General features: G+C 58.0%; 14 protein-coding genes. 6 read left to right on the plus strand and 8 right to left on the minus strand.

What is annotated here, in order from left to right:
* Window positions 1-7 precede the first annotated feature (7 nt).
* Complete coding sequence (locus M2401_RS22250; RefSeq protein ID WP_259105991.1) at window positions 8-1,252, plus strand: aspartate aminotransferase family protein; 1,245 nt, start codon at window positions 8-10, stop codon at window positions 1,250-1,252.
* Between the two features lie 2 nt (window positions 1,253-1,254).
* On the opposite strand, the gene M2401_RS22255 is transcribed toward M2401_RS22250, so the two are convergent.
* Complete coding sequence (locus tag M2401_RS22255) at window positions 1,255-2,130, minus strand: LysR family transcriptional regulator (protein ID WP_259105992.1); 876 nt, start codon at window positions 2,128-2,130, stop codon at window positions 1,255-1,257.
* Between the two features lie 160 nt (window positions 2,131-2,290).
* Between M2401_RS22255 and rlmF the strand changes: the two genes are divergently transcribed.
* A complete protein-coding gene (rlmF, locus tag M2401_RS22260; protein WP_259105993.1) occupies window positions 2,291-3,307 on the plus strand; it encodes a 23S rRNA (adenine(1618)-N(6))-methyltransferase RlmF in 1,017 nt (338 codons plus the stop codon).
* 184 nt (window positions 3,308-3,491) lie between these two features.
* Here rlmF and M2401_RS22265 read toward each other — a convergent pair whose 3' ends face one another.
* Entirely contained in the window at window positions 3,492-3,773 is a 282-nt protein-coding gene (locus tag M2401_RS22265) for an HU family DNA-binding protein (RefSeq protein ID WP_259105994.1), read from the minus strand.
* A gap of 392 nt (window positions 3,774-4,165) precedes the next feature.
* On the opposite strand from M2401_RS22265, the gene yejK reads away from it, so the two are divergent.
* Window positions 4,166-5,167 carry a nucleoid-associated protein YejK gene (gene yejK / locus M2401_RS22270; protein WP_259105995.1) on the plus strand — a complete coding sequence of 334 codons (1,002 nt, stop codon included), beginning with the start codon at window positions 4,166-4,168 and terminating at the stop codon, window positions 5,165-5,167.
* 91 nt (window positions 5,168-5,258) lie between these two features.
* Window positions 5,259-6,634 (plus strand): IS3 family transposase gene (locus M2401_RS22275; RefSeq protein WP_409033962.1). Its coding sequence is split into 2 segments (ribosomal slippage): window positions 5,259-5,735 and window positions 5,738-6,634, totalling 1,374 coding nucleotides; the frame shifts between segments, so codons are not numbered across the junction.
* 100 nt (window positions 6,635-6,734) lie between these two features.
* Here M2401_RS22275 and M2401_RS22280 read toward each other — a convergent pair.
* The gene (locus M2401_RS22280; RefSeq protein WP_259105997.1) at window positions 6,735-7,772 is read right to left on the minus strand and encodes a hypothetical protein; all 1,038 of its coding nucleotides are present in this window, start codon (window positions 7,770-7,772) and stop codon (window positions 6,735-6,737) included.
* 350 nt (window positions 7,773-8,122) lie between these two features.
* Between M2401_RS22280 and M2401_RS22285 the strand changes: the two genes are divergently transcribed.
* Both M2401_RS22285 and M2401_RS22290 read left to right on the plus strand, forming a co-directional pair.
* Window positions 8,123-8,473, plus strand: coding sequence for a glutaredoxin family protein (locus tag M2401_RS22285; RefSeq protein WP_259105998.1), 351 nt, complete (start codon window positions 8,123-8,125; stop codon window positions 8,471-8,473).
* 181 nt (window positions 8,474-8,654) lie between these two features.
* A complete protein-coding gene (locus M2401_RS22290; protein WP_259105999.1) occupies window positions 8,655-9,956 on the plus strand; it encodes a DUF2599 domain-containing protein in 1,302 nt (433 codons plus the stop codon).
* Window positions 9,957-10,004: 48 nt separating this feature from the next.
* Here M2401_RS22290 and M2401_RS22295 read toward each other — a convergent pair whose 3' ends face one another.
* From M2401_RS22295 to M2401_RS22315, 5 genes are all read right to left on the minus strand, one after another.
* A complete protein-coding gene (locus M2401_RS22295; RefSeq protein WP_259106000.1) occupies window positions 10,005-10,937 on the minus strand; it encodes a glutathione S-transferase family protein in 933 nt (310 codons plus the stop codon).
* A 63-nt stretch (window positions 10,938-11,000) separates the two neighbouring features.
* Complete coding sequence (locus M2401_RS22300) at window positions 11,001-11,339, minus strand: GIY-YIG nuclease family protein (RefSeq protein ID WP_259106001.1); 339 nt, start codon at window positions 11,337-11,339, stop codon at window positions 11,001-11,003.
* A gap of 43 nt (window positions 11,340-11,382) precedes the next feature.
* Window positions 11,383-11,868: a nuclear transport factor 2 family protein gene (locus M2401_RS22305; RefSeq protein ID WP_259106002.1), complete on the minus strand. Its 486-nt coding sequence runs from the start codon at window positions 11,866-11,868 to the stop codon at window positions 11,383-11,385.
* 83 nt (window positions 11,869-11,951) lie between these two features.
* Entirely contained in the window at window positions 11,952-13,241 is a 1,290-nt protein-coding gene (locus tag M2401_RS22310; protein ID WP_259106003.1) for a CynX/NimT family MFS transporter, read from the minus strand.
* A gap of 80 nt (window positions 13,242-13,321) precedes the next feature.
* A partial coding sequence (locus M2401_RS22315) for a hypothetical protein (protein ID WP_259106004.1) occupies window positions 13,322-13,587 on the minus strand: 266 nt, incomplete at its 5' end.

Below are 13,587 nucleotides of genomic sequence, written 5' to 3' on the forward strand. Positions count from 1 at the left end.
TACATCCATGAATCATCTAATCGGTGGTATTTCCAGCGGCGGCCGTGCTTTGCCTGAAATCGACGGCCAGCCGTTCATCGTCCAGCGCTCACAGGGAGCCTGGCTGTGGGGTAACGACGGCAAGCAATATGTCGACACCGCCATGGGTTTTGGCGCAACGATGCTCGGCCATGCCGCCCCCAGGGTTCTAGCGCCAGTCATCCAGGCCCTGCAGCGTGGCCCCATGCCGTCATTCGCCCATGATCTTGAAACAGAGGCTGCCTGCTCTCTGGTCAGCCACACGGGCCCGCTGAGTCAGGTCATCTTCCTCAATACCGGCAGCGAAGCCGTGCACCTGGCCTGTCGGACTGCGCGGACTGCCACCGGGCGCTCACGCATTGTCCGGTTCGCCGCCAGCTATGACGGCTGGTTCGATGAAGTAGCGTTCGGCAATGCAGGTTCCAGCGAAGCACAAATGCCCGCTTCGGCAACACGTCCCGAACGCGATGGCATGCTCTTGCTGCGTTACAACGACTTCACGGATGTCGACCGCTTGTTCCACGAATACCCGGACATTGCCGCCGTGATCATCGAGCCGGTATTGGCCAACGCTGGCTGCATCGAGCCCATGACGGGCTATCTCAAGCATTTGAGCGATAAGGCACATGAGCAGGGTGCACTGGTCATACTGGACGAAGTACTCATGGGTTTTCGTCTGCACGCAGGCCTGACCGGGCATTTACTGGGCGTCGATGCCGATCTGGCGACAGTCGGCAAAGCCATCGGCAGTGGCGTGCCGGTCGCAGCGCTGCTGGGCAAGCCCGAGATCATGCAGCTCTTTGAAGACAAGCGCATCGTTCGCGCCGGGACCTACAGCGGCAACCCGCCCGCTTGTGCGGCGGTGGTGGCAACCCTTGAGCAACTGCGCCAGCATGACTATTTGCCGCTGCTCAGAAGCGGTAATCAACTGCGCTCGGACATCATCCGCGCATTCGCCGATGAGGGACTGCCCCTGAGCAGCAGCGGATATGGCTCCGTATTTACCCTGTGGCCGAGCGACAAGGCGCCTGCAGACTATGCCCAGGCAGCTGCCATTGCCAATGCCCGCTGGAGCCTCGATCTGCATGTGGCGTTACGTGAGCAGCACGTGATGACCATGCCTTTCGCCTTTGGGCGCATCTACCTGACCTTCGCCCATGACGAAGCCGCGATGCAGGCTTTGCTCAAAGGCTATAAGGCCGCTGCCGGTAAACTGGCCGCCACGGCGACCTGACTTCAGGCACCTATGGCGACAGCAGAGCCAGCAACCTGGAAATGCTCGCGCACGAAATGCGCCAGACGGCGGGTGCTCAAGCGAGCATTTTCCGGGACCATCAACGCCAGTTCCAGCGCGGGCAGGGCCGGCAGGTTCTGTTCTTTGCCCAGAATGCGCCATCCATTGGGGATCACTGACGCAGGTAATACCGTAACAGCGGACCCGTTGCGCACCGGATGCATGACCCCTGGCAGATGCGAGGAGGAACTGACCACGCGCCACGGCACCAGAGCACTGTCCAGCGCCTGAAGAATCTTCGGACGCGCGCGACACGAATCAGCGAACAGTGATAGCGGCAATACTGCGCTGGCCTCGGGGAAATATCCCGACATTGCGCACCAGAGTTGTTCCTCGACACGCAGGAGCTCGCCGCTGCCGCTGTCTTCACTGCGCGTAATGATGGCCAGGTCGATACTGTCGTGGTGCAGCATCACTTCGAGCTTCGAAGAGAAATCGCAAATGATCTCAACCTGCAAATGCGGGTGCAGAACCGAGAACTGCTGGACCAACACACAACCGATGGATTCGAGATAATCGTCTGGCATACCGATGCGGATTCGCGAGGCTTCACCTTCACATTGCAACGCCAGCAACGCCTCGTCTTCCAGCATCTGAATGCGCCGGGCGTAACCAATCAACAACTCGCCATGTTCGGTCAGGGTAACGCCACGTCGATGCCGCTCGACCAGCTTGCGACCGATTCGCGCCTCAAGCCGGGCAAGCATCAGACTCACCGCTGCCTGGGTCTTACCGATTCGATCGCCAGCGGCCGTGAAGCCGTTGTTGTCGATGACCGCCACGAACGCAGCCAAAGCATCTGTATCTAGATGGCGCATTGCTCGATACCTCATGAAAACCGCAGGGCGGCGGTTAACTTACCCGGGGTTTTACAAGCAAGGACTGTTCCGTATGTGCGGTTCATCGCGGACGGCGCTGCGCAGCGTTACACGCAAGACTGTGTGACAATGTTTGTCTTTCTCCCGACTAAATCTGTACATGACAACTCCACCGAAATCCGTCGCGCCCGTTAAAAAGGCTGCAAAACCTTCAACGGGCAAATCTGCGCCTGTCAAAGAGAAAGCCACCTTTCATCCGCGCAACCGCCACCAGGGTCGCTACGACTTTCCCAAGCTGATCAAGAGCAGCCCCGAGCTGGCTAAATTCGTGATCATCAATCCCTATGGCAAGGAAAGTATCGATTTCGCCGACCCGGCCGCCGTGCGCGTATTCAACCGCGCGCTGCTCAAGGCGTTCTACGGCATCGCCCACTGGGATATCCCGGCGGACTACCTGTGCCCGCCCATTCCGGGGCGTGCCGACTATGTGCACTTCCTGGCGGACCTGCTGGCCGCGCACAACGACGGTGTCATCCCCAAGGGCGCAACGATCAGGGCCCTGGATATCGGCACCGGCGCCAACTGCATCTATCCGCTGCTGGGGCATAGCGACTACGGCTGGCAATTCGTCGGCTCGGAGATCGATACCACGGCTGTCGCTGCCGCCACGACCATCGTCAAGGCCAATGGCCTGGGTAAGGCGATCAGTGTGCGTCAGCAGGCCAATCGCAAGCAGATCCTGCTCGGACTACTGGCCGAAGGCGAACGCTTCGATATCAGCCTGTGCAACCCGCCCTTCCACGCATCCCCGGACGAAGCCCTGCGCGGCAGCCAGCGCAAGTGGCGGGCACTGGGCAAGGCTGATCCCAAGCGCAAGCTGCCAGTGCTGAACTTTGGTGGGCAATCCCAGGAACTGTGGTGCGAAGGCGGCGAAATCGGCTTCGTGACGCAACTGATCAATGAAAGCGCCCAGGTGCCGCAACAAGTCTTGTGGTTCAGCACCTTGGTGTCCAAGGCCTCCAACCTGCCACTGATCCAGAGCGCCCTGAAAAAGGCCGGTGCGCTGCACAGCCAGGTGGTGGAGATGGGTCAAGGGCAGAAGCAGAGCCGCTTTGTGGCCTGGACCTTTCAGGATCAGGTGCAGCAAGAGGCGTGGCGGCAAGAGCGCTGGAAATAAAAGCATCGCGCATTCGTGCGTTGGAGCGAGGCTTGCCCGCCAAGGCAATATTCAGGCACAAAATATGTACCGAATGAACATCCTCTTCGCGGGCAAGCCTCGCTCCAACGGTTCTGTACTGTGAACACAAAAAAGCCGTGCCCGGTAAACCGGAGCACGGCTTTTTTAACAAATCAGCCGAAGCTTACTTGTTGATCGAGTCGGTCAGCACTTTGGCTGGAACGAACTTGATGACTTTCTTGGCAGCGATTTCGATGGCAGCGCCAGTCGAAGGGTTGCGGCCAGTGCGAGCTGGACGTTCGGTCACTTTCAGTTTGCCAATGCCTGGCAGAGTGATTTCAACGCCGTTTTCCAGTTGATCGGCAACGATCTGGCCCAATTGCTCAAGAGCGTTACGCGCGGTGGTTTTTGGCGCGTCGATAGCTTCTGCGATATCGGCGATCAATTGGTCTTTAGTCAGAGCCATGGTGGTGTTCCTTCCCTATCAAATTCATTTGGATTGCAGAGTGCAAGTCGGCCTGCGGCCAGGCAACAAACCTGGCCCCCCTAGAGCCACGATTAATCGCGAAATGTAGATACTCAAACCGGGGTTTGGTTCGGCCACAACGTGCAAAACTGCGTGCTTAGCGCGCTTCAGTGCGCAAGACGGCGCAAAACTAGCACAGCAGAGAGCAAATATCCCCACCTACCTACCCTTTTGGTCAGGTTTGCGGCGACAAAGTTGTAAAAAAGCAGAGTGAACGCTCAAAACCTGGCTCGGGCCGCGCAGATCGACACGGGTGCGTTACACTTGGCGCCTTTGAATCGAGCCGCCCCGCCGTCCTGTTGGCCGCTCACACTACCTCAGCGAGAAGCCCCATGCCGATCCGTCACTGCATCGTCCACCTGATCGACAAAAAACCCGACGGTACGCCCGCAATCCTCCATGCACGCGACTCCGAACTCGCCGAATCCCAGGCGATCGAGAACATGCTGGCCGACCTCAACGAAAGCTATAACGCGAAGCAGGGCAAAGCCTGGGGCTTTTTCCATGCCGAATCCGGAGCGCATCCGTTCAGCGGCTGGCTCAAGGAATACCTCGATGGCGGCAAGGACTTCACTACCTTCAGCCGCGTGGCGGTGGAACATCTGCAGAAGCTGATGGAAGAATCCAACCTGTCGGTGGGCGGCCATGTGCTGTTTGCCCACTACCAACAGGGCATGACCGACTACCTGGCCATCGCCCTCTTGCACCACAGCGAAGGTGTGGCGGTCAACGAAGTGCTCGATGTCACGCCTTCGCGCCACCTGGATTTGGGCCAACTGCACCTGGCCGCGCGCATCAACTGCTCGGAATGGCAGAACAACAAGCAGTCCAAGCAGTACATTTCCTTTATCAAAGGCAAGAACGGGAAAAAGGTTTCCGAGTATTTCCGCGACTTCATCGGCTGCCAGGAAGGGGTCGACGGCCCCGGCGAAACCCGCACCCTGCTCAAGGCCTTCAGTGACTTCGTCGAAAGTGAAGACCTGCCCGAGGATGCCGCGCGAGAGAAAACCAAGGCCCTGGTCGACTACGCCAGCAGCCAGAGCAAGATGGGCGAGCCCATGGAGCTTGAGGAACTGTCGGGCCTGATCGACGAAGACCGCCCGCGCGCCTTCTACGATCACATCCGCAACAAGGACTACGGCCTTTCCCCGGAGATCCCGGCGGACAAACGCACCCTCAACCAGTTCCGCCGCTTCACCGGCCGTGCAGAGGGCCTGTCGATCAGCTTCGAAGCGCATCTGCTGGGCGACAAGATCGAATATGACGAAGAAGCGGGCACCCTGATCATCAAAGGCTTGCCGACGCAACTGACTGATCAGCTCAAGCGGCGGTAGCACAGCGGCTGTGGGACCGGCTTCAGCCGGGAAAGCGTCAGTGAAGTGCGCCCCAGAAGTTGGACACCTATCCAACCCTGGGGTGTTTTTCATGAGCAAGTACACAACACAATTCAAGCTGTCCGCCATCACCGCTTTCCTCGATCGAGGCCGAGGCTATCGGCATATCGCCGCGCAGTTTCAGATGGACCCCACTTTGCTTCGTCGCTGGGTGGATGCCTATCGGTTGCACGGTGAAGCCAGTCTGCAGCGCGACGGCAAGCACCGTAGCCTTGAGTTCAAATTGTCTGTTCTCCAGCGTATGTGGCGCGAGTCCTTGTCCCTGCGCCGTGCTGCGGCCCTCTTCAACCTGAGCAACCCAAGCCAGGTGGGCATCTGGCGGAAGCAGTATTACAGTGGCGGCATTGAAGCCCTGGCCTCTCGGAAAAAAGGATCGACTACCGCTATGCCCAAACCTCCTGCCAAGCTCCGTAAATCTGCCGCGCCACTCACCGAAGAGGAGCGTGCACATAAGGCCTTGCTTGATGAACTCCAGTTTTTGCGCATGGAGAACGCCTACCTAAAAAAGTTGGGAGAGTTAGGCGAGGCGGTGATGAGGCGGGAGAAAGAAGCGAAGAAAAAGCTCAAATAGTCACCGAGCTAAAGCAGGATTTCCCCTTGAGCCAACTGCTCAAGCTGGTTGGTCTGGCACGCAGCACCTATTACTACCAACTACGGGTGGTGGGCGCCGAGGATCGTTTTGCGCCGCTGAAAGCCTCTATCCAGAGCCTTTATGACGTACATAAGGGCCGCTATGGTTATCGTCGGATGACCGCAGCGTTGCGTAACGACGGGCAGTTGATCAACAGCAAAACAGTGCGGCGATTGATGGGTGAGTTGAGTCTCAAGTGCACGGTGCGGCCCAAGAAATACAGGTCATATCGAGGACCGATGGGGAAAACTTCGCGCAACATCCTTGCTCGCCAATTTGAGGCCGAACAGCCAAATCAGAAATGGGTCACGGACGTCACCGAATTTAAAGTGGCGGGCGAAAAGCTATACCTGTCACCCGTACTTGACTTGTACAACGGCGAAATAGTGGCCTACCAGACCGCTTCCCGCCCTCGATACGCCTTGGTCGGCGACATGCTAAAGCAGGCACTTGAGCGCTTGCCCGACGGTGCCAAGCCGATGCTTCACTCGGATCAGGGCTGGCACTATCGATACCCCGAATACCGGGAGCAGTTGAAAAAAGCGGGCTTGAAGCAAAGCATGTCGCGAAGGGCCAACTGCCTGGATAATGCGACGATGGAGAGCTTCTTCGGCACGCTGAAGTCAGAATTTTATTACCGGGAAAGCTTCGACAGCGTGGCCGAGTTGCAAGCCGGGCTGGATGACTACATCCGTTATTACAACCATGAGCGAATCAAGATGAAGCTAGGCGGACTGAGCCCTGTAGCGTACAGAACCCGGTCCGCTGTAGCCTGAATGCTACCCGTCCAACTTTTGGGGCGCACTTCATCAGGGCAGCCAACATATATGTTGCGTCTGAAACGCTGCCTTCCCAGCCAAAGCTGGCCCTACATTGTTATTGACCCCGTGTTTGCTGTGCGACAGCACGGTGTAAAGACCCTGGAACAGGTATGGCTTGGTCTTCCGGGTGATAGGTATACCGCCGCAATGAAGGGGCGCCGGCGTTCAATTGCAGTATGGGCACCCAGTAACCGTTCTTGTATAACTTCGTTTGGAAAGTCCGGGCCTCTTCCAGACCACCCAAAACTGTTGGCGATAGATCTAGAACATAGTAAAAGGCAGCAATGTAAGGCATGAGCATATTGCCATCATCCTTCATGGTGTCGAGCAGGAGTTCATTCCATGTAAACATCGCGTCACCGTGTTGGTAACGCTGGTCATTAAATATGTATATTGCTGAATTCCAACCCTCTGGTGAATCAGCATTCCATGAACACTGATGGCGCATACCCAGGTTAGGTGTTGGGTCACTTTCCCAGAAAGCCATCCACGCCTGCGTCGTCCGGATACCCATAGCTTCGCATTGCCCCCAGGCATAAGCCTGGTTGCGATGGTGCGCTTCCGGTTGAGGGTACAAAACCGTGCTTTCATACCTGAGAGCACAACCCTTGTGCCGGAGATTCGTCCCCGTGCTGGCATCGAACGGATAGATACATATCAATCCGCGGTCCAGTGCCGGCAAACCACTTGCCGCGCCTTCAACCGGGTTACGTAGAATAAATCCAGCAGGTTTAAACATCAGTCTCGCCAAGGGCATATCGCGGCGAATCCATGAGTAAGAACTGGACCCGCTGGCAATAACCGAAGGGCTATGAGTCCAAGGCAAAAACGGACCATCCTCAACACCGCGCGTCAATACACCACTGCAATAGTAATGACCTCTCGGCTCATTGGTGCCGATTTCCCGACACTGATTATCCACCAGGTTATAGCGACGATTGATTGCGGCGACCGTATCCTCCGGTCGCTCCGGTAACTGTCGTAGTTGAGGCGGAGTTGTCGCTGGGATCGAAGGCGTGTTCTGCGATACTGTAGAACAACTTAGAAGCAGGCTCAAAAACAACAGAAATGGCACTATCAATCGGGCTTTCATCAAGGCAACTCCAACAAAAAAACAGGACAACTCCGAGCCTGTTCCGGCAACAAATCCCAGATACTTTCGAAGCGCCCAAAAAAAACCGTAACGCAGATAAATTTCGCAACACAAAGTCATCCAACGAACGATACAACACTTACGACTGATAAAATCTAAGCACAACCAATCAAGCTATTCCAGCCAGTAAACCGGGATCACCAAGACCCATTAGCGATTACCCACAACTACTTATTTCTAAATTAAAATACCCCGCACATCCGGGTGTCACTTGCCATTACCTCGACAGCGCGGTAAAACGACGCACCAGAACGAGTTCGCTCAATATTGATTCAGAAAGGAAACACCCAATGTTTTCAGGTGTTCTAAAAAAATTTGCGTTGATCCTGCTGTTCGTCGCGGTCTATCAGAACTGGGGCAAGATCGAGCATGTCTTCAACCCTGACCCGGTTACCGCCAGCGCTACGCAGAAGCAACAGCATGTGGTGCTGTATGCCACCGACTGGTGCGGCTACTGCAAGCAGACCCGGCGCTTCCTCGACAGCAAGGGCATTGCTTACAAGGAATTCGATATCGAGAAGTCCGTCGAGGGCCGCAAGGCCTATGAGGCACTTGGCGGACGCGGGATTCCGCTGATCGACGTCAACGGTACGATCATTCGCGGCTTCAGCGAGCAGGACATTCTCGCCGCGCTGAACTGAGCCCGCGCATAAAGCCGGTCGCGATAAAAAGCCTGTCGTTAGCAACTAACGGCAGGCTTGACCTAGTAGTTATGACAGTAGACAGCCCCGCCCTCTCGTCACACAGTTGATTCGTCCGCGAATAAAAAATCCAGGTACTGGACGGCGTATTTGCCTGCACAGAATCCATGGAGTGACGAAGATGAATCATCTCGCCTCAATGCCTCTGCTTATCTTGCTGACTACGCAATGCCTGGCACTCGAGCTCAAGATTGCGCCGCAAACAACCGCAGCCATGATCAATAAGAACTACAACGAACAACTGCGAAGCTGCAAGGATACAACCGGTGCACAGCGCGGCCTTTATTACTGCACCGGCGTGATAGTGCGCACCCTCAACACCGGCAGATACAACCCATGGGATTACAGCCCGCTCGCCATAGAACTGGGCTCCACGTCCTACAGCTGGATCAGGCAGGACAGCCCGAGCAACAAGCTCTATCACCCTGCTGGCTTCATCATCCGCACACCCGAAGATGCCGCCGCCAACCAATTGCCACCGCTGGACGTGGGCTGGCTGTGCATTTACAGCTTCGACGCCGACACCACTCGTGCGCTGCGGGACACTAGCGGAAAATCCGGACAGCCCAGGGGATGGAATGGCTGTGACTTCGAAGGCGACTTCCAGGAAGACAAGAGCAACCAGAAGCAGATGCAGCCCAACGTCAATCAGGACAACGCTTACGGCTCCTGTGCTGAGGTCGGCGTGTCGTCGGCAGCCAATCCGGCCGACGCCTGGATCCGGCTCTATGGCGCCGGTGGCGTGGCCATGCAACGCAATCAGTGCTCATGGAATGTAGAGAGCAATTCCGACTGGCTAACCCTGATCGGCATTCACAAATTCAAAGGTGCTTGGGCAGCGACTGTGTGGACGGAAATGTTATTGAAAAACAGTTCGACGACTAACGACGGCAGCAAGTTGATCCCTTATATCGACGCGTTCGTCTACGACGTCAACAGAAGCAGTGAACTCAATGACGATAACCAGGCTCCTCTGACCCTGGCGATGATCTTTCAGTACAAGCTCAAACAAGCCGGCTATCTGGTTCCGGTATTACGCATGAACCTGGCACCGGACTTTACCGGCACCCGCTTTACTTATAACGGCCATGATCAGGGCACCTGCGACAAATATATAGAGAGTGCAACCTGGAGCCAGCGTTATGACGTCGATATCAAACAGGATATCTGGACGTTAGCCGTCACCCCTACTCCTTGCGCCAGGGCCATTAAAGACAATGAAATCAGTGTCGCCTTTTCCGAATTGGCCAACGCCCACAACAAGGATCCCGAATGGCTTGAAAGAAACGGCGGCGGTATGCGCCGTCAATTCAGCTGCCTGTTGGAGAACTACGGCGATAAACCCGTGTGGAATCTGGAGCCCATGCGGCCCAACGTAACCGAGGCGGTCGCAAAAGCCAGTGGCTGCAACCCGCTCCCCTGAACAGGCGCTCTGGCGCGCCAGGCAACGACGGGCGCGCCAGGCTCGACCTCAGCATTTCTCGATGCGAAAGCCCAGACGTGGGAAATGTACGTGCACGACACCGGCACGCTCGTCCTCACGGCGCAGGATCAGTTCCTCACGCCCGCTGAACACCAATGCCCCCGCCACCGGATCGACGCCGTAGTCGGTGGCGGCAATCACTACCTGATCACCGGGCTGGAAGCCGTTGGGGTCGACGAGGACTTCATCTGGCAGCGCCGCCGGGGTCGCGCTGGCAGCGATTTCCAGCGCCCGGGCAGAACTCAGCTCGCTCGGGGCGCCATGGCCGAACCCCTGCACCCGGGCCAACCAGGTGGCGACTTGCGGATACTCATCGACCAGAGGAGCCGTCACCGGAGTCTGCTTGAGAAACCACAGCGTATGGGCCACGGAGAAGTCGGCAATCGACGGTTCACCAAACAGGTAATCGCCGCTACGCGACAACTGCAGCTCAAGCCGCGCCATAAACGTCGGCCATTGATGCAGTGCCTGCTGCAGCGGCACACGGGATGCGCTGCCGCCGTCGAACAGCGTCGCGCGGTCGGCAACAAACGCCTTGAACGCCTCGGGTGGAACCTTGGCAAAGCGCACGGCCAGGGAAGCCGGCTGGAACACCAGGCTGACCGCATGTTTGAACATGACTGCGTCGGCCCATTCGGCAAACGCGGCCACGGTGAACTCCTGGCCTGCGGGGTAAAAGGTTGGCGAGGCTTTTTCCTGCTCCAGGCGACGGGCAATCAGCGCGGTGTCACAGTAGATATCGGCACCCACTTGCAACACCGGGGTCTTGCGATAGCCGCCGGTAAGGGCGATCAGATCCGGCTTGGGCATGATCGGTGGAATGGTTACCGAGCGCCAGGACAGCCCCTTGAACCCCAGCATAAGGCGCGCCTTCTCGGCGAACAGCGAGGTGGGGTAATGATGGAGGATCAGCTCTGACATGGGGTCCGTCCTGCGGTGGGAAAGCCCACAGCTTAGCGCCCCCGGTGCAGGCGGCCTACCCGCTCAGGCTAATGGCGCCTTATCAACGGGCTGGATGGTCAGGGGATCGAAGCTCGCCACCAGATGCTCCTTGGCACTCTTCTTCAAGCGTTTGATCAGGCGTTCATGGCGCAGCGCCTCGCCCTTGCTCGGCCAGGATTCGACATAAACCAGCGCCACTGCCGGGCTGGAACTGAAGAAGCGCGCGCCCTTGCCGCTCTGATGGCTGGCAAAACGGCGCACCGGGTTATCACTGATCCCGCAATACAGCGAGCCGTTGGCCGCGCGCACCAGATAGACGAACCACGGCTTGATGGCCAATGGTTCGGCAGTCGAAGTAACAGCAAGGGCAGCATCAGGCATGGCAACGGTCGATCAGCGTCAGAGGCGCGATTCTAACAGAGCCTCAACGCCCCGCCTGAAACGCCTTGAGGCCTTTCTGCGCCTGAGCGCGCACGGCGTTCTTGACCAGTGGTGTCCAGCCCAGCAGCAGGCCTTTGGTGCCCAGTGCCTGACGCGACCAACGCCACAGGTCGAAATAGTCGTGGTGCTCGATGATCTTGCCGTGACGGAACACGAAACGCGCCTGGATATCGTTGACCACCGTACGGCCAGTCTGGCTGAACAGGTAAGTGGCGACCCAGTGCGCGGCGCCGCTGTGCTCGTCGGCGCGGACCTGATCGAAGGTCACCGAGAACTCCTTGGCCCGGGACGTGAGCATGCGCCACATATCCCCGACCTGGCGGCCATGCAGCTCGCCGAATACCGGGTCGCTGAAAATCACGTCCTCGGCATAACAGGCGGCCATTCCCTCGGCATCGAGGCGGTTGAAGGCCTCGTAGAAGCGGGTGATCAAGGCATTGTTAATCAGGCGTTTTTCTTCGTCGCTCATGGGCGCTCATCCAGTGGCAAAGTTCGTACGATAAGCGGCACGGTGCCGCTTTGCCATGTACATCCATCACGCAAATGTCTCGATCACACTTTCTCGCTGCTGACCTGCACATACCGCGCCCGCCCGGCACCCAGCCCGGCCACGATAGCGGCTACGCCGATTACCCCGAAAATCCAGCCAATGGCGTCCCAGTCACCGGTCATGTCATGCACGACGCCGACGGCGAATGGCCCCAACGAGGCCAGGGTGTAGCCAATGCCCTGGGCCATGCTCGACAAATTGGCGGCGACGTGGGAATCACGGGAGCGCAGCACGATCAGGCTCAGGCCCAGGCTGAACGTACCACCCTGCCCCAGGCCGAGCACGATCGCCCAACCCCACAGGCCGTCCAGTGGTCCATAGAGGCAGCCAAACAGGCCGCCCAGGGTCAGGGCCATGACGATCAGGATACCCAAGCGCTGATCCTTGCCCCGGGTCGCCAGCCAGGGCGAGCTCAGAGCGCTGATCAACTGGACCATGATCGAGCCGGACAGCAGCAGGCCGGCCTGGGTCGGCGTCAGACCACGGCCAATCAGCACCGAGGGCAGCCAGCCGAAGACGATATAGGCCAGGGACGACTGCAGCCCCATATAAAGGGTGACCTGCCAGGCCAGAGGATCGCGCAGCAGCCCACGCACCCGGTAAGCCACATGATGGGCGCCATGGCTTTGCTTCGCCTGGGGCAGCCACACCATTGCAGCGATCAGCGCCGGCACGATCCAGAAGCCCAGACCGATGGCCCAGCTGTTATCGAAGGAGTGACTCAACGGCACCGTGGACCCGGCCGCGATGGCCGCACCAAGGCACAAAGCCATAGTGTAGACACCGGTCATGGTGCCCGCTTGCCTGGGGAAATCCCGCTTGACGATCCCCGGCAGCAACACACCAATGATGCCGATACTGGCCCCGGCAATAATACTGCCGAGGAACAATCCGGCCGTCCCCAACGAGCTGCGTACGACCAGCCCCGCCGCGAGTGTCAGCAGAATTCCCAACACCACCCGCTCACTGCCAAAGCGCCGCGCCAGGATCGGCGCCAGCGGCGCGAACAACCCCAGGCACAATACCGGCAGCGTGGTCAGCAAGCCCGCCGTCGAACCCGACAGGCCCAGGCTCTCGGACACCGCGCCAAGCAACGGCGACATGCTCGACAACGCCGGACGCAGGTTCAGCGCCACCAACACCAGGCCCAACAGCAACAGCCACGGGCGCTTGAGCACCGGGGCGCTTTGTTGAACCTGTTCATCATCGGCTTCGCAGTCGATCAATGGCTCGATATCACGGGGCAGTAAAGTTTCTTCGGACAACGGGCTCTTGGGGGCCTGAATAGTCATGGGACGCTCTGTATCTGGAAATGTCATTGCACTGAATGGCGGGCAAGCATCCTGTTGGAGAACGCCGGGGAATACAAGGTTCAGGTGGATTGGATACAACCGAAAGGATCAACCTCGCTCTCACCAAACAACGCGCAACTTACTGAATCACAGAAACTCTGTGGGAGCGAATTCATTCGCGAAAGCGGTGCTCCAAGCGATGAAGATGCGTCGGATGTACCGGCCTCTTCGCGAATGAATTCGCTCCCACAATCTATGGTTCCCCCTTTTTCTGCAATACTGTTTTTGATGCGTGTAATGGCTTGCTGCAATCTATCCGGCGTCTGGGATTGCTCCCGCGCCTCGA

This window comes from Pseudomonas sp. JUb42, from assembly GCF_024807945.1.
Classification (GTDB): Bacteria; Pseudomonadota; Gammaproteobacteria; order Pseudomonadales; family Pseudomonadaceae; genus Aquipseudomonas.